The organism is Trichocoleus sp. Lan, assembly GCF_039961855.1.
In the GTDB taxonomy this organism is placed as follows: Bacteria; Cyanobacteriota; Cyanobacteriia; order Cyanobacteriales; family FACHB-T130; genus FACHB-T130.
This window is the reverse complement of sequence record NZ_JAMPKA010000022.1, coordinates 96,866-118,456: the sequence shown is the minus strand read 5'-3', so window position 1 is coordinate 118,456 and position 21,591 is coordinate 96,866. Positions and strand designations below refer to the sequence as shown.

The 21,591-nt window shown below is 46.6% G+C and carries 18 protein-coding genes; 8 read left to right on the top strand and 10 right to left on the bottom strand.

The window, feature by feature from the left end; genetic code table 11:
* Positions 1 to 117 precede the first annotated feature (117 nt).
* Complete coding sequence (locus NDA03_RS19600; protein WP_190412057.1) at positions 118 to 1,059, bottom strand: glycosyltransferase; 942 nt, start codon at positions 1,057 to 1,059, stop codon at positions 118 to 120.
* A 191-nt stretch (positions 1,060 to 1,250) separates the two neighbouring features.
* On the opposite strand from NDA03_RS19600, the gene NDA03_RS19595 reads away from it, so the two are divergent.
* Positions 1,251 to 2,453, top strand: a complete 1,203-nt coding sequence (locus NDA03_RS19595; RefSeq protein ID WP_190412056.1) for an argininosuccinate synthase — start codon at positions 1,251 to 1,253, stop codon at positions 2,451 to 2,453.
* Between the two features lie 92 nt (positions 2,454 to 2,545).
* On the opposite strand, the gene NDA03_RS19590 is transcribed toward NDA03_RS19595, so the two are convergent.
* Positions 2,546 to 3,178: a DedA family protein gene (locus NDA03_RS19590; RefSeq protein WP_190412055.1), complete on the bottom strand. Its 633-nt coding sequence runs from the start codon at positions 3,176 to 3,178 to the stop codon at positions 2,546 to 2,548.
* Positions 3,179 to 3,630: 452 nt separating this feature from the next.
* Between NDA03_RS19590 and NDA03_RS19585 the strand changes: the two genes are divergently transcribed.
* On the top strand, positions 3,631 to 6,984 hold the full coding sequence (locus NDA03_RS19585) for an EAL domain-containing protein (RefSeq protein ID WP_348238905.1): 3,354 nt from the start codon (positions 3,631 to 3,633) through the stop codon (positions 6,982 to 6,984).
* A 96-nt stretch (positions 6,985 to 7,080) separates the two neighbouring features.
* On the opposite strand, the gene NDA03_RS19580 is transcribed toward NDA03_RS19585, so the two are convergent.
* The 3 genes from NDA03_RS19580 to NDA03_RS19570 all read right to left on the bottom strand — a co-directional run bounded on the left by NDA03_RS19580 (position 7,081) and on the right by NDA03_RS19570 (position 11,007).
* A complete protein-coding gene (locus NDA03_RS19580; protein WP_190430075.1) occupies positions 7,081 to 7,524 on the bottom strand; it encodes a response regulator in 444 nt (147 codons plus the stop codon).
* 146 nt (positions 7,525 to 7,670) lie between these two features.
* Positions 7,671 to 10,154 (bottom strand): ATP-binding protein, encoded by a 2,484-nt coding sequence (locus NDA03_RS19575; RefSeq protein WP_348238904.1) that lies wholly within the window; start codon positions 10,152 to 10,154, stop codon positions 7,671 to 7,673.
* A 604-nt stretch (positions 10,155 to 10,758) separates the two neighbouring features.
* The gene (locus tag NDA03_RS19570) at positions 10,759 to 11,007 is read right to left on the bottom strand and encodes a Ycf34 family protein (protein WP_190438801.1); all 249 of its coding nucleotides are present in this window, start codon (positions 11,005 to 11,007) and stop codon (positions 10,759 to 10,761) included.
* Between the two features lie 174 nt (positions 11,008 to 11,181).
* On the opposite strand from NDA03_RS19570, the gene NDA03_RS19565 reads away from it, so the two are divergent.
* Positions 11,182 to 12,549 carry a CCA tRNA nucleotidyltransferase gene (locus tag NDA03_RS19565; RefSeq protein ID WP_348238903.1) on the top strand — a complete coding sequence of 456 codons (1,368 nt, stop codon included), beginning with the start codon at positions 11,182 to 11,184 and terminating at the stop codon, positions 12,547 to 12,549.
* Between the two features lie 174 nt (positions 12,550 to 12,723).
* Here the strand turns inward: NDA03_RS19565 and NDA03_RS19560 are convergent, their stop codons facing one another.
* The 3 genes from NDA03_RS19560 to NDA03_RS19550 form a co-directional block, all read right to left on the bottom strand.
* The gene (locus NDA03_RS19560) at positions 12,724 to 13,695 is read right to left on the bottom strand and encodes an orange carotenoid protein N-terminal domain-containing protein (protein WP_190438806.1); all 972 of its coding nucleotides are present in this window, start codon (positions 13,693 to 13,695) and stop codon (positions 12,724 to 12,726) included.
* Between the two features lie 421 nt (positions 13,696 to 14,116).
* Positions 14,117 to 14,632 carry a GrpB family protein gene (locus NDA03_RS19555; protein WP_348238902.1) on the bottom strand — a complete coding sequence of 172 codons (516 nt, stop codon included), beginning with the start codon at positions 14,630 to 14,632 and terminating at the stop codon, positions 14,117 to 14,119.
* A gap of 17 nt (positions 14,633 to 14,649) precedes the next feature.
* Positions 14,650 to 15,768 (bottom strand): FAD-dependent oxidoreductase, encoded by a 1,119-nt coding sequence (locus NDA03_RS19550; RefSeq protein WP_348238901.1) that lies wholly within the window; start codon positions 15,766 to 15,768, stop codon positions 14,650 to 14,652.
* A gap of 80 nt (positions 15,769 to 15,848) precedes the next feature.
* On the opposite strand from NDA03_RS19550, the gene NDA03_RS19545 reads away from it, so the two are divergent.
* The 5 genes from NDA03_RS19545 (at position 15,849) to NDA03_RS19525 (ending at position 19,772) form a co-directional block, all read left to right on the top strand.
* Positions 15,849 to 16,691 (top strand): YaaW family protein, encoded by an 843-nt coding sequence (locus NDA03_RS19545; RefSeq protein WP_190412048.1) that lies wholly within the window; start codon positions 15,849 to 15,851, stop codon positions 16,689 to 16,691.
* 23 nt (positions 16,692 to 16,714) lie between these two features.
* Positions 16,715 to 18,130, top strand: a complete 1,416-nt coding sequence (locus tag NDA03_RS19540; RefSeq protein WP_348238900.1) for an O-antigen ligase family protein — start codon at positions 16,715 to 16,717, stop codon at positions 18,128 to 18,130.
* A gap of 217 nt (positions 18,131 to 18,347) precedes the next feature.
* Positions 18,348 to 18,635, top strand: a complete 288-nt coding sequence (locus NDA03_RS19535) for a DUF5063 domain-containing protein (protein ID WP_348238899.1) — start codon at positions 18,348 to 18,350, stop codon at positions 18,633 to 18,635.
* Positions 18,636 to 18,852: 217 nt separating this feature from the next.
* A complete protein-coding gene (locus NDA03_RS19530) occupies positions 18,853 to 19,461 on the top strand; it encodes a J domain-containing protein (RefSeq protein WP_348238898.1) in 609 nt (202 codons plus the stop codon).
* Positions 19,462 to 19,499: 38 nt separating this feature from the next.
* Positions 19,500 to 19,772 (top strand): DUF3143 domain-containing protein, encoded by a 273-nt coding sequence (locus NDA03_RS19525; RefSeq protein ID WP_190412046.1) that lies wholly within the window; start codon positions 19,500 to 19,502, stop codon positions 19,770 to 19,772.
* A gap of 81 nt (positions 19,773 to 19,853) precedes the next feature.
* On the opposite strand, the gene NDA03_RS19520 is transcribed toward NDA03_RS19525, so the two are convergent.
* The gene (locus tag NDA03_RS19520; RefSeq protein WP_190412045.1) at positions 19,854 to 20,603 is read right to left on the bottom strand and encodes an isoprenyl transferase; all 750 of its coding nucleotides are present in this window, start codon (positions 20,601 to 20,603) and stop codon (positions 19,854 to 19,856) included.
* On the bottom strand, positions 20,600 to 21,514 hold the full coding sequence (gene cdaA / locus NDA03_RS19515) for a diadenylate cyclase CdaA (RefSeq protein WP_190412044.1): 915 nt from the start codon (positions 21,512 to 21,514) through the stop codon (positions 20,600 to 20,602). Before cdaA ends, NDA03_RS19520 begins: the two co-directional genes overlap by 4 nt.
* Positions 21,515 to 21,591: the final 77 nt, after the last annotated feature.

The following is a 21,591-nucleotide window of genomic DNA, read 5'->3' as shown; positions in this document are numbered from 1 at the left end:
CAACTGAAGAGTCAACTTGGTCTGCGGGTTGATTGCCTACTGCCACCAGCCCAAGAAACCGTCCCTCCTACCCGATGCCTTTTTGCCTGAGTCTATTTAACCCGAACTCACGTTAAATTAGGCTTTTTGCCTCGCTTCGGCGTAGGCTGCATAAACACCTTGAACGTTGTACCAATTAAGGAAAATTCGAGCAATTTCTAAGGCTAATTGGGGTTTACCTTGATTAATCAGCCATTGTAAAAAGGGTGCCATTGTGCGCTCGTTGAGTCTGCCACCGATGGAAAGAAGACCCCAGAGGATGCGGTGAAGGAGGGTCATTTGAATCATCATTTTGACATCCCAGGTAGGGTGCTTTTGATAGAATAAAACGCCCATCCGTCCCCGTTGGATTTCTCGATCGATCATGGGGGGAATTTGTTCTAAGGCAAAGGGGGGGTGCCAGTGATAGCCGACTGCGGCTGGACATTTAATCAGTTTTAAACCCAATTGTTTGAGCCTGATGCCGAGTTCTAAATCTTCCCAGCCGTAAAGTTGAAAGCGGGTGTCAAATAATCCAGCTTTTTCGAGCCATTTACGAGCGATCGCTACATTCCCCGTGGCAAAGTAAGCAGCGGAAAAATCCGTGATTTTGTAGGGTTCGGAGGTGGGATTCTCGAAGTTATTCGTATTGATCACCCAACCGTAAGTAAAGAGGCGATCGCTTCCGAGATTCTTTTCTCCCTCAACTAAGGCGTCGGCGTGTGCTTGGAGAAAATGCTCGGTAACGACTAAATCGCTATCAATAAAGATAATCGTGTCACCCTGAGCCTGTTCTACTCCCAGATTACGGGCGGCGGCTGGCCCTTGATGGTCTTGCAAGAGCGATCGCACGTGAGGAAATTCAGCGGCGTGTTGGGATAACCACTCCAACGTGCCATCCGTCGAACCATCATCCACCAGCACCACTTCATAGCCGCTGACGACGCTACCAGCACTCAACTGCTGGTGTTCCATTGCTCTAAGGCATTTTTCTAAAATCGGCTTGCGGTTATAAGTTGGAATGACAACGCTAAAAAACACGATTTCCCCCGGATGACAACACTTTTAGTATCTCTCAAAGAACTGTAAGCCAAGAAACAGAAAGCATTTTCATCTATCCCCTGGTGCCCTGGATGGCTATGGCTGAAGATTAATCTGTGCTATTCCTGACAAGACTTGGCATAGATTAGTTGCATAATAAGAACTCGTTGTTTTGCGGAAGTGAGAGATCAATGGGTCGTGCTACCAAAGTTGTGCTGGCATATTCAGGGGGAGTCGATACCTCCGTCTGCATCCCATACCTGAAGGAGGAATGGGGAGTTGAAGAGGTAATTACCCTGGCGGCGGATTTGGGACAGGGAGACGAACTAGAGCCAGTCCGGGAAAAAGCGCTCAAATCGGGTGCTAGCGAATCGCTGGTTGCCGATGCTACAGAAAGTTTTGTCAAAGATTATGCGTTTCCAGCGATTCAAGCGAACGCTCTCTATGAAAATCGCTATCCCCTCCAGACTGCTTTGGCACGTCCGCTGATTGCCAAACTTTTAGTCGAAGCGGCTGAAAAATACGGTGCGGATGCGGTGGCGCATGGCTGCACGGGGAAGGGCAATGACCAAGTTCGGTTTGATGTATCGATTGCAGCGCTGAACCCAGATTTGAAGGTGTTGGCACCAGCGCGGGAATGGGGGATGAGCCGAGAGGAAACCATCGCTTATGGTGAGCGTTATGGGATTCCTTCGCCCGTGAAAAAGAAATCTCCCTACAGTATCGATCGCAATTTATTTGGTCGCAGCATTGAAGCGGGACCCCTAGAAGATCCGTGGACGGAACCGCTAGAAGAAATTTATGCGATGACCAAAGCGATCGCTGACACGCCCAATGAGCCAGAATACGTTGAAATTGGCTTTGAAAAAGGCATCCCGATCTCCCTCAACGGTGAAGCTTTGCCGCCTGTGGCGCTAATTACGAAACTCAACGAAATTGCCGGAAATCACGGTGTCGGGCGGATCGATATGATCGAAAACCGCCTAGTGGGTATCAAATCGCGGGAAATCTATGAAGCCCCGGCTTTAATGGTTTTAATTCATGCCCACCGCGACTTAGAAAGTCTCACCTTAACCGCAGATGTGACCCACTACAAGCGCGGTATCGAAGAAACTTATACTCAGCTAGTTTATAACGGTCTTTGGTATAGTCCGCTCAAAGCCGCCCTGGATGCCTTCATTCAACAAACACAGGAGCGGGTATCGGGAACGGTGCGAGTTAAACTTTTTAAGGGCAACTCGATGACTGTGGGGCGTAAATCTGAGAAGTCCCTTTACAGCCCAACGTTAGCAACTTATGGAGCTGAAGACCAGTTTGACCATAAAGCTGCTGAAGGATTTATCTACGTTTGGGGATTACCGACTCGCGTTTGGTCGCAAAAAGCGAGAGGTTAGTTTGAAAGTTTTGAGTTTTGAGTTTTGAGTTTTGAGTGAGAAAACACATTCTTTTCATTCAAAACTTAATCGCTCATTACTCAAAACTTTTTCTAATCTCCCTCGATTGAACGCTTGGCTTCGCGGGACTCTAGCCACAGAGGAACGGCAATCCAGGCAATCAACAGGAATAACGCGATTAAACCAAATTGAGCGACCCACACAACTAATTGTTCCAGGGGTACCAGTCGCCCTGCGAAAAAGGACAACGTGACCATTACCGATGCCCAAGCAGTCGCCCCAGCTATGTTATAAGCCATAAACTTGAGGAAGGGCATTTGGGCAATTCCAGCGAGAGGACTGGCGACAATTCGCAGCACAGCCAGGAAACGACCGAGAAACACTGTTTTTCCGGCGTTCTCGCTCACTTGTTGCTTGAGTTGTAAGAGTTTTTCTTCGCGGATGCGGAAAAATCCCCCAACTTTCACCAGCAGGGGCCAGCCGCCTTTTCTGCCAATCCAGTAACCGCAAGTACCACCGACAACTGCACCAGCGATCGCACTCCCTAGCACGAACCAGTAACTCAGTTCCTTACTTCCCGCCAAGAAACCCCCGGCGAGCGTGATTGTTTCACCAGGGATGGGAATGCCAAGATTTTCCAGCAAAATCCCCAAAAAAACTGCCCAGTAACCGTAGTGGTGGGCAATTTCTTTGATATTTTCTACAGATACAAACTCTAAAGACATTTATCTGGGTCTTTACATAGATTCATACTTCTATCATAGTGGCTCGATCCGCTCAGGGTGTCAATCAGGGCGGCAAATCTTGAGATTGTTATCGAGACGGCTACGGGCGAGGATTTTGCCCCTAGCACTCAAGGGCGATCGCACTCCTCTTCATCGGCAAATAGGCAGCCCAATATCTTTCTTGAGGAAATAAGGATTAAACAGGCGAGTTTACGTCTTTTTCGATTTGCTGCTTTGCCTTAAAAAAACATTTTCAGCAGGTATACCGACGGACAGATGCCAAATTTTAATTTTATTCTTATTAAGACTGTTAAAAAGTAATGCTCGTGAGGACTCAAACCAAAAACCAGTTGTGAGTGAATTTGCAACTGTGGCTGAGTGAGGACTTCTCTAGCTTTACCCTTGAGGAGAGGAACTCTAAGATAGAGGTATTTTGTTTCTAATATTATTTTATGTCTAAAGACTCAATAAAAGTGCTTTTAATTGAGGATGACGAGGATGACTATATTCTGACGCGCGATCTCCTCTCAGAAATTGAGCGAGAAAAGTTTGATCTCGAATGGGTAGATAGTTATGATGCTGCTTTAGAAAAGATTCAGATGCATCAACATGATGTCTATTTAGTAGACTATCGTCTTGGCGCACACAACGGCTTGGAATTGTTACAAGAAGCCATTTCAACTAATTGTAAAGCGCCGATCATCTTGCTGACCGGGCAAGGAGATCGGGAAGTAGACTTTGCAGCAATGAAAGCGGGAGCTGCCGATTACTTAGTTAAGGGGAAGATGGACGCGCCGCTATTAGAGCGGGCGATCCGCTACTCGATCGAGCGAGTCAAAACGTTAGAGGCGCTGCGGGAGAGTGAATCGCGGCTAGAGAATATTCTTGGCTCGCTTGATGACAGCGTATGGTCGGTTTCAGCCATCACTAGGGAGCCGATTTACATCAGTCCGGCGGCGGCGGAAATTTATGGTCGTCCAGTCTCCCAGTTTTTCGAGCGCCCGAACCTCTGGCTGGAGGTGATTCACCCAGAGGATCGAGAACGAATAGAAGCTATGACGCAAGCGTTACTCCAAGTCGGTGCAGCAGACGAAGAGTATCGTATTTTTCGACCGGACGGGGAAGAGCGTTGGATTCGCAATCGCGCTCATCTAGGGCGTGACGCGAATGGGAATGTCATCCGAATCGATGGTTTGGCTGCCGATATTACCAAACGCAAGCAGGCAGAAGAAGCCTTGCGGTCAGCTATGCGCGAAAACAGCCAGCTAGCGGCGGCGATCGCTAACCTGACAACTGGAGTTACAATCACCGATCCAACTTTACCTGACAATCCAATTATCTTTGTCAATCCTGCTTTTACTGCCATCACCGGCTACTCGGCGGCGGAAGTGATGGGTTCTAATTGCCGCTTTCTACAAGGGAAAGATACCGATTTCACTGTTGTGAAAGTGATGCGAGAAGCGATCGCATCAAGGCAACCGATTATGTGTGTAGTCCTGAACTACTGCAAAGATGGGACACCGTTCTGGAATGAACTCACCATCAACCCAGTTTTTGATAACGAAGGGAAACTCATCAACTTCATCGGGTTGCAGAACGACATCACGGTTCGTAAGCAAACCGAAGAGGCAATTGAACGACTGCGCCACCAAAACGAACTAATTCTCAACTCAGCGGGTGAAGGAATTTATGGTTTGGATATTCATGGAAACGCCACCTTTGTTAATCCAGCTGCTGCGAGAATGCTGGGATGGGAAGTTGAAGAACTCATTGGCAAACCCTTGCATTTTATTTGCCACCATTCAAAAGCCGATGGCGCTCCTTATCCGCGAGAAGCGTGTCCAATTTATGCAGCCTTTAAGGATGGCACAGTTCAACAAATAGAAGAAGAAGTCTTTTGGCGAAAAGACGGTACGAGCTTTCCCGTTGAGTACATGAGCACCCCCATTCGAGAAAATGGTCAGTTGGTGGGTGCAGTCGTTACCTTCCAAGATATTACCGAGCGCGTAGGGGCAGCTACCAAGGCTGTCCAAACCCAGGAGGCTTTGCGTGAGAGTCAAGAACGTTATGAACTCGCCGTTTCTGGTGCTAACGACGGACTTTGGGACTGGAATTTAAAAACAAACGAAATTTATTTTTCTCCCCGCTGGAAATCCATGCTGGGCTGCGAGGAGAGCGAAATTAGCAATACGCCTGATGCCTGGTTTGAGCGAGTGCATCCTGAGGATATCGAGCAGTTGAAAGGGCAGATTTCTTTACATCTGGAAGGGCTGACCCCCCATTTTGAGAACGAACATCGCATACTACACAAAGACGGAACATACCGTTGGATGCTAATCCGGGGGATGGCTGTACGAGACACGAATGGGAAAGCCTCTCGCATGGCTGGCTCTCAAACTGACATCACCGAGCGCAAGCAAGTTGAGAAACAACTCCTCCATGATGCTTTTCATGACGTGTTGACAGGCTTACCAAACCGAGCCTTGTTTAGGGATCGGTTGGGACAGGCAATTGAACGGTCAAAACGAACCAGTGACTATTTCTTCGCCGTCCTTTTTCTAGATATTGATCGCTTCAAGGTGATTAATGACAGCTTGGGACACATGATTGGCGATCAATTGCTGGTAGCGATCGCGCAGCGGTTGAAAGCTTGCCTGCGGGGTGGAGATACAGTTGCACGGTTAGGTGGAGATGAGTTCACCATCCTGCTCGACGATGTCAAAAATATCAATAACGCCACTGACATTGCCGAGCGCATCCACTTAGAACTTATGCATCCTTTCAGCCTTAACGAGCAAGAGGTATTCACGACAGCAAGCATCGGCATTGCCATCGGGGGCGGTTCGCAAAGCGCCCCAGCAATCGGATATGACTGTCCGGAAAATCTCCTGCGCGATGCTGACACCGCAATGTATCGTGCCAAATCAATGGGGAGAGCGCGTCACGAAGTCTTTGATACCACCATGCATACCCGCGCGGTGGCACTCTTGCAACTGGAAAACGACTTGCGGCGTGCGATCGAGCGGGATGAATTTCAGCTTCACTATCAACCCATTGTGTCATTGACAACTGGCAGGCTTGACGGGTTCGAGGCGCTTGTACGCTGGCAGCATCCGGAGCGCGGTTTAATCTCTCCAGCGGAATTTATTCCCATTGCCGAAGAAACAGGTTTAATTGTTCCCATTGGGCTGTGGGTACTCTACAATGCATGTTACCAAATGTATGATTGGCAGCAATTTTATCCAGAATTACTATTAACAATCAGTGTTAATCTTTCCAGCAAACAGTTTTTACAACCAGATTTAGTCAAGCAAATCGATCAAATTTTGCGGGAGACTCGCCTGGATGCGCGAAGTTTGAAGTTAGAAATTACTGAAAGTGCAGTTATGGAAAACGCAGAATCGGCAATCAAAATGCTTTTCCAACTAAAAGCTTTAGGCGTGCATCTGCATATTGATGACTTCGGCACTGGCTATTCATCCTTAAGCTATCTGCATCGGTTTCCCATCGATCAGTTAAAGATTGATCGTTCTTTTATTAGTAGAATTGGGGCGAAAGACGACAGTTTAGAAATTGTCCGTGCTATCGTGACCCTGGCTCATACTTTAGAGTTAAATGTAACAGCAGAAGGGGTGGAAACAGCCGAGCAACTCTCTCAACTGAGAGAAATGGAATGCGAATATGGGCAAGGATATTTTTTCGCTAAACCCTTAACTCAAGAGTCAGCAAAAGAATTAATTGTTACAACACAGCAGCTTACCACCGATTTCAATTATTTTGCCTCAATCTTTGCAAAACCTCAATAATCTTATGTGCGCTGAGTAGATGACTGAAATTTAGTATTGCTTAATGTTAGGTTTTGCCAAGGCGAAACCTAACTAGGCATTCTGCAAAACTATATTTTATAGTGTTGAGTTTTCCGCTTCATTTTCCTTTAGTGGCAATTCAACAATCTCAAACCAGTATTTTCCCAAAGCTTTCATCACAGAAACTAGAGATTCAAATGTGACTGGCTTAGCAATGTACGAGTTTGCGCCTAAACCGTAAGAACGATAGATGTCTTCCTCAGCCTTTGATGTAGTCAGCACGACGACTGGAATAGGTCGCAGTTCGGGATCGGCTTTAATCTCCTGGAGAGCCTCCCGCCCATCCTTTTTAGGCATATTCAGATCCAGCAGAATTAAACCTGGACGGGGCGATTTTCTTAACTGAGTATACTTACCCCGATGGTAAAGATAATCCATCAGATCCTCACCATCTACAACAAAGTGTAGATCGTTAGCGAGTCGGCATTCTTCTAATGCATCCTTTGCTAGCAGCCGATCGTCTTCATCATCGTCAGCCATCAAGATGGTAATTAATTTTCCAGCTTTATTCACAGCGTTTTACTCACACCAAATTGCAGTACTTTCGCATAATTTGCCGTCGCGAAAAAAGGCTTGCTTTCTGAGATTGATCAGCAAAAATCTAAAATTTAAAATTCCAAAATTTATCACCTAGATTGCTTAACAGGTAGCGTGACAATGAATGTCGCCCCCTCCCCTAATATGCTTTTTGCTGTGATAGTACCACCATGACGCTCGACTATTTTACGGCAGATCGCTAAACCAACTCCCGTTCCTTCATACTCGTTACGACCGTGTAGGCGTTGGAAAACTGTGAAGATCCGATCCAGATACTTTTCGTCAAAACCAATGCCATTATCTTCGACCATAATTTGACACATGGGACGAGCTGATAAGTCTTGTGTCCAAAGCTGCTCGTCCTTCTCTAGTAATTGACTCCAAATCTTGACGACGGGTGCTTCTTCCTGACGCCGAAACTTCAGCGCATTGCTAATCAAATTCTGTAATAATTGCCGCATCTGCGACGGATCAGCATCAATCGTTAGCAGCTCGCCAATTTCTACTTGTGCGCCTACCTTCTGGATATGCACCTCCAAATCAGACAAGACCTCTTGTAGCACGTTGGTGATATTGACACGAGTAAAAGGCTGAGCTTTGCTTGTCACCCGCGAGAAGGCTAGGAGGTCATTAATAAGAGTTTGCATCCGTTGCGCCGCTTTTTGCATCCGCTCCAGGTAGTCCTTCCCCTCATTAGTTAGGCATTCCCCGTATTTGAGTTTGAGGCGATCGCCAAAGGCTTGAATTTTCCGCAATGGTTCCTGCAAGTCGTGGGAAGCGACGAAGGCAAAGTCTTGCAATTCCCGGTTGCTTTGTTCCAATTTGAAGGTATAAGCTTTTAATTTTTCCTCTGTTCGCTGTCGTTCGGCAATTTCAGCTTCAAGCTCTGTATTAATGATTAATAATTTTTGAGTACGTTCTTGCACCCGTTCTTCGAGCATTTCATTGGTGCTTTTGATTTCCCAAAACTTTTGATTAAGGGTCGCAGCCATTGACTTGAAGTTGCGAACTAGAGCGTCCAGTTCTGTCACCGAACTATTAGGCCAATCGATTAATTCTTGCTCTGAAAGTTTATGAGGCAGATTTGTCGTTACTTGCGCTAGTTTTGAGAGGGGGCTAACTAAGCTGCGGCTTAGAAGGGTTGCAAAGATGAGCGCGATCGCTGAAATTAGCATCAAAATCGCTAAACTATTGGTATGAACGCGCTCTATATGGCGGACGTCTGGTGTCGCAGACAATTCTGCAATGAGAGTCCAAGGAAGTTGGCTATCAATCGGAGTCTCTTGCACAAAGAACGAATTGTTCCAACGCACCATGACAAGCCGACTGCCACTTATCGGTAGCCACTGATAAGTCATCGGCGCAATTGGACGAATTTCACCATCCTTACGACGATCAAATGTTTGCATTGCTACTCGCTCAGACAGAGTACTAGCAATTACAGATTTTCTGCGATCGACGAGAGTAATTTGCAGTCCCCGCTCGTCAACATTTGATTTTAGGAGTTCGTCAATACCGTTCAAATCGAGTTCTGCAATGACTAAACCACGGAAGCGATTATCTCTTAGCACGGGTACGCTGAGAATTACCTTTTGTCCGTTCACTACATCCGATAGAGTAGGTTGCAGAGTATTATTTATTTCCTTAAAGTAGGGTTTAACAGCAAGATTCAATCCAATAGTGGACTCTCCCGCTTCATTCTGTCGTGGTGAAGATGCAATTGCTTTACCTTCGGCATTGACTACATAAATCTCATGGAAATCTGGAAATGTCCGTCTAGCAAATTCTATACTTGACTGCAATGCATCCAATTTGGTAGGCTCATCAGCAGCAATCTGAGCAAATTCTTGAACTGCCTTTAAATGTTGCTGATGCCAAGAACGCATTTCAACAACTAAATCTATAGAAGCCGCCTTGAGTTCTGCATTAGCTGTTGTCTTGATGTTATCAATTACGCGGCGGCTGTCTAAAACCATAAGAATTAGAGTAGGAAAGAAGACAAAAGCTACTAACAAATTAAAAACAGTTTGTTGCAAAGAAAGCGTGCTAACTGCTTGAGGACGACCTAGCCATTTATGAATCGGTAAATGAGTCAGCATCAAGCTAGCAATTAAAGCATTGAAAATCCCGTTTACAGGCTGCTTTAACAAGATAATCAACGCTTGTGTAGTATCTACGTGCAAGATAATGGCATAAAATAGCCAAATGAGAGGCATCCCGATGAACAGCCAGAAAATTCCGTCTAGCAGCACGATATTCTGACGTAGACGATGAAACAATAAACTAACAAAGAATGCTTCAGCGGTAAAGGTAATTACCGTGTAGGGATGATGCCAAATAAAATAGGTACAAATGCCAGAAATGAAGCCTGCAAAAGTACCCCAACCTGTACCGTACAAAAATACTATAATCCAAACGGCAATGCTGCCAAATAGGAAATCTATATCGAAAAATAATGACCAACGGAAATAATTACCTAAATATCCGGCGGCGATTAAAATACTTAGTCCAAAAGCGGCTTTGTTTCGGGCGTAAAACGGTGTTATTTTTGGGAGATAAGGACTTAAATTCATAACTACGGCTTGGTTTTCTTGATTGATGTTGAGCCAGATAAATTCTGTTAGAGCCAGTCGCTTTACTCACAAACTGGACTTCTTATTACCTCCCCTTTTTTGAGTGTAGTGGTGAGTGAGGGCGGGGAGATAGGTAAGATGATATGTATCTTCGCAAAACTAAAAAGGCATAAGAAATATTAAAGATTCCTAATTATCATGGCTAATATTTCATAAATTAATTCAGATTAATATGTTAATTATTAAGAAATGTGGTTTAGAGCGATCGCTTACCTAATCCCTACTACCATCTCCACCCGTTTCTCACCAGTTCTCTTCATTTTTGCCTACTTGCTAAGGGATCATTGCTGCAAGAAGCTAAAAAAGCATTAGTTTATTAATTACTGCAATAACTCTAAAACAGCTCAGATTCTTAGCCAATTGTTACGCGGGTCGTCTGTATCTGAGCAATTATTGACAAGTCAACGATTTTTCTGAGTAAGTTCGACTCTATGCAGTCGCCTGAATTGCCTAAATGCAACAAAACGGCTACTGAGGCAAGCAGTAGCCGTCGCGTTAAAGTTTGTAAAACAGCGTAGCTTAGCGCAATCTGACTTAGATATTTTCAGGTTGGCACTAACTCGCCGGGACGCAACCGCGCCCATTTGCCGGTTTCCCGCTTAAAGCTGAGACAACCCACAACATCCCATTCCATCTCAATCATTTCCCCCTCGGTGCGGATATTGACATTGATGGTGGGTTCAGTGGCTTCAAAATCGGGGTCTTCAGTTAGATGAGGCACCTGATGCTGCATTTCTACCGCATGATAGGTGGTGCAGCGGTCTACGTATTGGCAGTTAACACAAATACACATAGGACAGCCTCCAGAGGCTTTTCTGTTAATCTAGCTCAGTCAACACGTCTATTAATTACCTATTGGGTTGATTTTTATTGCAATGTGTCTTTGAGGCGAATAAATTCACAGACACACAAACGCTTGTTCCTGTGCGTGGACTCGGAAAATTATCTAAATGGGGTAAGTATACAGATGCACTTAAACACAGACACCTCTACCCTATCGCCAAAAACTTGGCCTTTTAGCCTGGAATTGCTCCCGGAACCCGCTTATATGGTGGGGGGTGCTGTGCGAGATGCTTTGCTGGGACGCCGCCGCGAGTACCGGGATCTAGATTTTGTCTTACTGGCGGATGCGGTAAAAACAGCGCGGAAGATTGCCAGTCGCTACAAAGCGGGGTTTGTGTTGTTAGATGCCCAGAGACAGATTGCCAGAGTCGTATTTGAGCAAGCAACCGTTGATATTGCACAAGCCGAAGGGTCAAATTTAGAAATCGATTTGCAGCGGCGCGACTATACAATGAATGCGATCGCATACAATCCCTACACTGGCGAACTCATCGACCCTCTTAGTGGCTATGCAGATTTGCAACAGGGCATCATTCGGATGGTTTCCCCCAAAAATCTGCAAGATGACCCTTTACGGCTATTAAGAGCGTACCGCCAAGCCGCCCAACTCAGTTTTACCCTTGAGACGGATACCCAAGCAGCAATTCGACAACTTGCACCTTTACTGGGGCAAGTATCGGCAGAACGAGTGCAAGCAGAGTTTGCCTATCTCCTTAACACTTCTGAAGGCACTCCTTGGATAATTACTGCCGTTGAGGATGGTTTACTCGCAACTTGGTTTCCCAGTGCCTCAAGTCCCCAACCTCTCCCGAACCTTCCCCTGCAAACGGAGGGAACAATCGCGAGGTTAATAACTCCACCTCTTAGCCCCCTCCCCGTCAAGGGGGAGGGGGTTTGGGGGAGAGGTTCCGAAAATGTCTCTACAATCTTGCCAGCAGTTGAAAGTTCCGCTGTAATGCTCGGAGAAACATGGCATGAGTTAGCAATCTTTTTATCTAGCTTGGTAGGCGATACCTTAAAAACTTCTTGGTTGGGCATTGCGAAGCTGGCGATATTGTTGTCACCCGTGCCGGAAGCTGCTGAAACTCAATTATTGAATTTAAAATACAGCCGCGCTGAAATTCGCGCCATTACCACTGCACTCAAATTATTGCCGCAGCTGCAACCATCCCAGATGTCTTTAGGAGAGCAGTATTTATTCTTTCGGGAGGCAGGCCAGGTTTTTCCCGCCATCGTCGTTCTGGCTGTAGCCACTGGGATATCTGTCGCAGAATTGACACCCCTCATCAACCGCTATCTGACTCCTGACGACCCAGTTGCTCATCCCGCGCCCCTCGTCAGCGGTAAAGATTTGATCCAAACTTTCAATCTCCCATCGGGTCCACAAGTTGGTAAATTTCTCACCGCGATTGGAATCGCACGCGCTGAAGGTAAAATCTCTACCCCCGCAGAAGCCATAAAATTAGTTTCGCAACTACTGGAAGAGCCGTAAAACTTTTACAATACTTTTTGAGAATTATTTGGGTGTTATGAGTGGTTTGGTGAAAAATTTGATGTCTTGCAGACTCAAGCAAAAATGTAGGGTGCTAGGAGCAGCACCCTACAGTTCTTGTTGCTAAGGCGATTATTTGTGCCTTGCCTTATCTAAGCAACTGTACCTAACGTCCTACTGACGAGTTAGGTTTAGGAGTTCTTTCGGGGACGCCAATAAGTCAACCGCCACGAAGAAAATTTTGCCTTGAGGATCGAGTAAGAACCGCCACGCAATGTTCATGCCAACGCTGGCACCGAACCAAGGAGTTTCTACTTTCCCTGTGACTTTATGCTGGGTATAGCCATCTTCTATGCGCTCAGAGACGCCTTTCTGTGGCATCATCTTGAGTCCCTGACATTCTTCGCGCATATATGCAGAAATCGCTGCACGACCGACAATTGGCTTCTGGAAGGGCGGTTGCAATGCTCCCTTTTCCGCAAATAGAGACACAGCCGCCTCAAAGTCAAATGCGTTCATGTTTTGAATATAGTTCAGCACTGTAGGCTCACTGATGCCATCAATACTGATCTTCGGACGGGAAGCTAGGGCGGTGGGTGCTATATAGGGATCTTCGGGTTTTGCGTAATCGTTGAGAGCCGGATCAAATCCCATGTTGATGACGGTATTCCGCAAAACTGTGATTTGCTGACCCGGATCGAGTTTCTTGATGGTTTCCAGCACTGCTGCGGCTTCCGGGGTCATTTGATATCCCGTTGGGATGGGAGCGACAATACCCTGTGCCATCAACTCTCCTAACTCATACCAAAAACCCAACTTGGTATTGACGCTGAAAGAAGAATAGGAACGGCTGATGGGAGTGTCAGCACGGTTAGCAAGATCCTCCATCACTTTCGTTTGGGCGGCAGCTGGCATCTGCTTAATTTGGGCTAGTAAACCTTCCGCTAGTATCATGCGGGCGGCTCCTGTGGCGGCGCGAGTAATTGAAACACCCATTTCGGTGTAGGCAAACCAGAGTAATGCCAGTTGATCGTCAACGCTGAGCTTATCGAAAGCTTCCGTGGTAGCTGGAACCGCATTAGCAATCTGAGTTCCAGGGAAAATGCCCTGTGCGGACTCAATCGTATAAGTCGTGGATGAAGTCATGGATGCATTATTTAGATTCGTTAAAACTATTAATCCAGAAACTTCTGGGTTACGAATCTTTGTCTCCTGTCTTAAAACATATAACAAAACATTACAGAATGTAAAGTTTTCTTTACATTGGGGGAGACAGAGATCGCACCATCTAAGGCTGCCAAGAATCGGATTTATTCATACAGGGTCTAGGGTTGATGGCAATTTACATCCCCCAAATGTTATGAAACGGTTTGTAAATACTGGTGTTTGATGAACGCTCTCGCCTTGAAAATCACTAGCAGCTAATGGCAGACAAGCAGAGATCGCAACTTTGGGCAATTTGCTCTTTTGCCGCAACAGAGTTGTATTTGGCTATGTAACGTTAAATCGGGCAATGCTAAGAAATCGCTGCTAAAAAACTTTCTCCGGGTAGCGATCGCTGCTTATCTTAGATAATTTGCCGCCATGCCCTAGCATTTGAGAGTAGCTGCTCAATCAAAGGAGCCTTTGCCTGGACGTAGCCCTCTCGATCTAGCCGGAATTGTACCGCTAACTCGCGCTTCAAAGCGTCGTATTGCTTCGCCTTCTCTGGGTGCGCCCTGAGAAAATCGCGGAAGATCAGCTGGTTTTCCCAAACCTGATTTCCTCGTTTCACCAGATGGAGATGGTGAGTGCGGGGCATCCCTTTGCGAAAGAAGTGCCGTCCTGGAACACCCAACTCACCTTGGTAGAGATAGCCGAGTGTTTCGACAGATGTAATCTGATCGACGCTGGGTGGTAACTCCTCCAAGCCTACGAGAATATCAATGATTGGTTTAGCTGCTAATCCTGGCACTGAGGTACTGCCAATATGGTGGATGTCCAAGACAGCATCACCGAGGGCGTGGAGAATCTGGAGTTTTTCCTGCTGATATTGGATAGGCCAATTGGTATCGTAATCAACCACTTGGATCAAATCTTCCATCGGTTTAAATTAACTCCTTAGCGATCGCTCCTACCGGATATTTGCTGGAGGGCTTCTAAAAAACTTTCCCCCGGCAAGCTTCGCATTTCCATCTGTTGATTAATCTTGACGGCGGCGGCTAATCCAGAATTCATCGCCCCTTCTACCAAGTTTCCCCCGCACCAATCGCCACAACAAATTAGAGGCAACGGTGTCCCAGCGCCCAGGCAATCTTGATGCAAAGGACGACTCGGAAAAGCATAGCGCCAGCGATGGATTTGAAACCATTCGGGAGAATCTAGCCACGGAACGAGTAACTGTGCAGCACGAGATAACATCTGGCGTGCAACTGGGTTTAAATCTTCGGCGTCTAAGTAATGTTTGGCAAATTCAGCAGTGCTGTGTAAAACAAAGACTGGCATCTGGGGATTGGGACGTTTGCTGCTGTCTAAACCAATCCACGCTAAGTCAGAGTCCTGTGTAACATCTAGGTGTAACGGGAAATTTACCGTCTCTGCATTACTTAAATCTTGCTGTCGAGAAGCTGGATAACCCGCCATTACACTGAGACAGGGGTCAAACTCCACAGCGCGTAAACTATCTAGAAATTGAGTTGGTATGGTTTTGGCTAAGGGTTCCAGTAGCATCAAAGCTTGAGGCGCTGGAATTGCCACGACAACAGCTTTAGCAATTAATGGGTCGGCTTTCGGCTCAAAAGTGAAATGCCAAGTTTTCTCATCAGTTGGGTTAATTTCTTGAACCCGTTGATTCAGACGCATTTCTAAACCTGTGGCGAGGAATTTAGCGATCGCATTCATCCCCATTGGTGCCACATAACGGGGACGGATCGAGGATAAATTCGGCTTTGCTGGTTCCCGGCAAACAGGATTCGTCCAGGCTTGAACAATCCCCGGCTTTCCTTCAAAATCGCTTTGCTTCACCCGCAAAACATCAATAAACTTCTCAGTTAACTGCCCTTGGGGTTCTAAATAACGCAAGCCATGATCGGCACAAGTCCCCTGCAATCGGCGCGTTGCCACCCTTCCCCCAACGCCACGAGATTTGTCAACGACGACTACTTTATATCCAGCTTGGTGCAACTGTTGAGCAACGGTCAGTCCCGCGATACCCGCACCAATTACGGCGACATCAAACACTACGGATAACCCTCAGTCTTCAAGTATATAGAAGTAGAATAAGGGACAGCACCGAATCTGGGGTCTGGGAGGAATTGAAGTTGGACGAGCTGAGAGCCGCGCTGGAATTAGCCACAGAAGAAGAGTTACAGCAACTGACAGATATTCTATTTCGCCGCAAATTTAACCCCTTAGATTACGTTCAGACACCTGACCCGATCGACATTCAAAGCCAAGATCACGAAGATTGGTTGGATGCGATCGAGCAGAGATTTCGCTTTTTAGCGGCGGATGGAGTGACAGTTTTGCGAGGACGCACGGGTGAAGTCACTTATCGACAAATTTTGATCCAAGTTTGTCGATATCTGAAAATTCCCTATTCTGCAAAACTTTCAACGACTGATTTAGAAGCAGAAGTATTTCTCAACCTGATGGGTCGGGCATGGAAACAAATGCCACGACACGAACAGAAAGCGTTAACCGCCAGAGTACAGCGATCGCTAGCAAAGTCTCAACTCTCCGAACCCCTACCAGTGCAGTTGCAGCACGACCCAATGGCTTTACTCGTTAAGGGCGGTAGCGCCCTTGCCGTCAGTTCGATTGTCCAGCCGCTGCTGCTACAACAACTTGCCCGTCAGTTTGCGATTCATTTTGCTAGCTATCAAGTTGCCAAAGAAACGGTTATCCAAGGCAGCGCTGCGGCTGCTGCACAGTTCCAAAATTACGTGGTGCTGCAAACAGCTAAGCGTGGGATGGCTATGAGTGCCGCCCGTTATGGTGCCATCCGCAGTGTATTTGCATTAGTGGGACCCGCGATGTGGGCGTGGTTTTTTGCTGATTTGGGCTGGAGAGCGATCGCGACTAATTACGGTCGGATTATCCCTATCATCGTTGCCTTAGCGCAAATTCGCCTAACTCGTGCCGAATGCTGGGAACCTGCTTAGGAGTCAAAAGTTAAAAATTAAAAATGAAGAAATCCCCGTTTTTAATTTTTAATTTCCCATTTTTAACTCGGCATCCTGACCCCAGCTTGCAAGCCTCTTGGCACTATGCTCAGCTGGGGTTTCTGATTTTTCCCTTGATTCCTATTCTGGGTGCTGTCGGAATATTTATTGGATTAGTTGGCACCTGGAGAAAAAAATATCCCACAATTATCCGACGCCCTCTCAATCGCGGATTCGCTATCTTTTGCGCCTGGGTAATTATTTCAGCTAGCTTCGCCCCTTTTCCTTTAGAAGCCTTGCTGGGATTGTTTAATTTCCTCCCCTTTTTCATCTTTTTTGCTGCCTATAGCGAACTCATTCAGACACCAGCACAACTGCGACGGTTAGCTTGGATTTTGGTGGTGCCTTCTGTAGCCGTGGTGATTCTCGGCTTCGGACAGATATTGTTGGGTTGGGCTAGCCCAGCGCTATTGGAAGGTATCGTAGGTTGGGCGCTGCAACCTAAAGGCAATCCCATCGGGCGAATGGCTTCGGTGTTTATGTACGCCAATATTTTGGCAGCCTATCTACAAATTATGTTTATTCTGGCGCTGGGATTGTGGATTGAAGAAAGCAAAAAGCGATCGCCCCAATCTCCCCGCTTACGCACCGCCACGCTAGAACAAAGGGCGGAAGCAAAAGCTAAAACAAAATATATTTTTCCCTTTCCGTTTACCTGGCGAATTGGGTTTCTGAGTGTAGCGGTAATTGGAAATGCTGCTGCACTGATTTTGACGAATTCCCGCAATGCTTGGGCGATTGTCGTTCTTAGCTGCCTTGCCTTTGCCTTCTACCAAGGTTGGCGTTGGCTAATCGCCGGAGTGGGGGCGATCGCTACTAGCATCCTCTGGGCAGCTTTTGGCCCTTCACCCGTGCGCGAATGGCTTCGCACGATTGTCCCCTATTACTTTTGGGCGCGACTCACCGACCAAATGTATCCAGATCGACCCGTGGCGTTGTTACGGACAACTCAGTGGCAGTTTGCTTGGTCGATGACTCAGCAACGTCCCTGGACTGGCTGGGGTTTAAGGAATTTTACGCCACTTTACGAGGCACAGATGAAAGTCTGGCTGGGACATCCTCACAGCTTGCTGTTAATGCTAACGGCTGAAACTGGCATCCCGGCAACCATTTTCTTCTGCGGTTTAGTTGGCTGGGTGATGGTTCAAGCTGCCCTACTATTGGCAGAGATGAGACTAATCTCGTCTCCACAAAATAGGTTAATTCTTTTCAGTTATTTAGTCGCTTTTGGTGCCTGTACATTATTTAATGTAGTAGATGTAAGTATATTTGATTTACGGGTGAATACCTTGGGATGGTTGCTATTAGCAGCCATTTGCGGAGCAGTTTATCAAAAGAGAGCGATCGCTACTAATTTTATAGAGCAATCACGATCGTGAATTATAACTATATTAATAGACAAGAAATAATTACTAACTTTGTCGAAATTGGAACAGAATTTTGCACCTTAATTGAGCAACAAGAAGCTATAGAGATACATTCAGTTTATTAGGCAAATATCTAAAACACTTGCAAAAAATTACATAGCAGTTATGGAGTTGGTTAATATTATTACTGATGAACCAGAAATGATAGATAGTTTTAAAATTACCGAAGATGTACCTAAAATTCATCAATGAATTCAAAGCAAGCTGGGTCAATACAATTGTTATTGAAAATTTTAATCTGTTAGAGGAAAATGAGGTTGTTGTAGGCGATTTAAGGGACGATTTAAGGGATATATATCGATATCTCAAAGAAGGTTTTGTTGCCTTCGAGCGAGGTCACGTTAACTATGCAATCTGGCATTGGAAGTTCCATTTTATTGTTCATTGGGGCGACCATCTTGTGGATGCCCTGCGCGTCCTTCATCGGATAAATAGCAACCATTTAAACACTGATTAGTTAAACACTGATTAGCACCTACCGCAGCACAGGAGAAGGGCGATCGCATTCTTTCCCAATCTCCTTGTATACCCCGCAACGGCAAGTATTTGATGTGACGAGATAATGTGGGGCGTCCTATGCGATCGCTTAGAATAATTGAAAACCACTCTTAACCAAGCAGAGTGAAGCTACGGTGACTCAAAACAGGGAAAATCTGAATAGTCAAGGTCGCAGGATGCCGTATCAAACAACCTTAGCGACCAGTCATTACGCTTTGCTAGGGCTGCATCCTTCGGCATCGCCAATCGAAATCCGGCGGGCATATCGAGAATTAAGCAAATTCTACCATCCTGATACCACAGAATTGCCTGCTAACATAGCAACGGCTAAGTTCCAGCAGCTAAACGAAGCCTATTCCACTCTCAGCAATCCACAACGGCGACTGGCTTATGACCTAAAAATTGGCTATTCCCGCATTAGCGTAATTCAAGCACCGCCCAACTTGAATTCTCCGTCCCAACCCAAAAAGGCATATTCTTCCTCAGCCTATTTAGATCCAACCGATCGCCCCCTCTCTCCTGGAGAGATTTTTGTCCTATTCATTATGGGTTTAACCTTTGTGGGTTGCCTATTGTTAGCGATCGCCATTGGCTTAACGCGAGGAGAAGCCGCCTTCCAGGTTTCCGGGTTACAAACCCTGCAACCAGTCGAGCAGCAGGCGACTCCTCATCTTCCTGTTCATCCTCATCATCTATTTAAACCTGTGGCATCTGGGTCGCGCCTTGCCCCACTCATCCCTCAAAACAAGCGAGTTAATTCAATCTACTTGCCGGATGACAGATAATTTGGGACAATCCGCCCCTAACCGAATTAAAACGACCTATGACTCTTCCCACTGCTGATACACCCCTCTATAACCATCCCTTACCTGATATTGAACAGTGGCTCAAAAAGATGGGATGTCAACAAGACCGAACTCAGCTGCACTGTTGGCACATTGCTAGACCTTTTTGGAAAGCAGAGCTGTCTCTAGATGTGGAGGAGCTAACCGTGCGCTATCTAGAAGCGGGTGAAGGCGGACGAGATATCCTGCGCTCCTTCAAATATTCTCTGACTCGCCAAGATGTAGAAGACGCCGTCTTTGCAGGCCCTTAGAAAGAGTTTTGAGTTTTGAATCTTCAATTCGAGAAATCAGTCAAAACAGAGACGCGAGCTATCGCGTCTCTACAAATTTACTTATACTTTGCCGAAACGGCGATCGCGCTGTTGATACGCACACAAAGCCCGGTGAAACTCCGCCCGGTCAAAATCAGGCCACAGTGTCTCTGTGATATAGAGTTCCGCATAAGCTAATTGCCACAGCAGGAAGTTCGAGAGGCGCATTTCCCCGCTGGTGCGAATCAGCAGGTCGGGATCGCCAACTTTAGCAGTATAGAGGTGGCGTGAAAACAAAGCTTCATCAATTTCATTAGGCTGTAAAACCCCTTCCTGCACCTGAGTCGCGATCGCTCGACAAGCTTGCAGAATTTCCTGGCGTCCCCCATAATTAGTTGCCACAGTAAACTGAATGCTGGCATTGTGCTGAGTTTCAGCCATTGACCGCTCAATTTCTACCTGGAGACTTCGCGGTAAATCGGCTAAATTTCCCATAAAGTTGATTCGCACATTCTCCTGCACCATTTCCCGGAGTTCCTGCCGCAACACCCCCTCAAACAAGGTCATTAAAAAATCAACCTCTTCCAACGGTCGTTTCCAATTTTCCGTAGAAAACGCATAAGCAGTCAGCGCTGGAATTCCCCAATCCTTACAGCAGCGCAGTAAATCCTTCAGCGCATAGACCCCCCGCCGATGACCCATAATTCGAGGTAGCCCTTGGCGTTTGGCCCATCGACCATTTCCATCCATGATTACTGCCACATGTTTGGGCAGGCGGTCTCGATCGAGGTCAGCAGGCAAATTTTGTAAGACAGTTGATTTTGAAGTCATTTCTTGTCACGAGAACCCGGTGGTGGAAGACGAAGCAAACGCGAAACCAGTGCCTTTCCCCGATCGCTAATCTGACGTCCCAAACTGCGTAGACCGGGGGCGACGGCCCTCTCTTCGCTTGACGTGGAGAATCGCGTCTCTAAGAGTTCTTTCAGTTTACTGCTGGTTAGGGGGCGATTCAGTCCCCCCCTCTCCGCTAAAGAAATAGAGCCGGTTTCTTCAGATACAACGATACATAGGCAATTTTCGACCCGCTCCGTAATTCCCATTGCTGCCCGGTGCCGCGTCCCCAGCTGTCGCGATGCCGTCCGCTCAGAAAGGGGCAAAATCACCCCAGCGGCAACAATGCGGGAGCCACTAATGAATATTGCGCCGTCGTGCAGGAGCGTAGATGTTTGAAAGATAGTTTGTAGGATTTCCTTAGAAACCTCAGCATTTAATTTGACGCCTTGAACGGAAAAATCCCGCTCATCAATTGGCCCGGTCGTTTCCAGTACGATCAAAGCACCCGTGCGGTTTTGAGACAATTCTTTGACCGCATCCACAATTTCATCAATAACACTATCTGCTTTGGGAATCGCTCGTCGGGAGGGTTGCAGCAACTGCATCAGTTCTCCCCTGCCCAATTGTTCCAGAAACCGACGAAATTCTGACTGGAAAATGACAGCCATCGCCACAGCCGAGCCAACTACCAACTTTTCCAGGACAAAACTCAACAGTACCAGCCCCAGGCGATTACTCACGGCTGAGGCTAGCATTAAGACAATCAAACCCCGTACCATCCACAATGTGCGACGCTCCCCGATAAAGAGTAGCACCAGATACGTGAGGATGAGAACTAAAACAATATCAATGCTTTGAAGCAACAAGGTCGAAGTTCCGGGAGGGTCTTGACCGGGACCCAAATTCATTGAACCTTATCAGATTTGCTGAAGTTTGCTGGATACGGGCGAGTTTAAGGGCAGAAGGCAAGAATGTAAAAAACAAG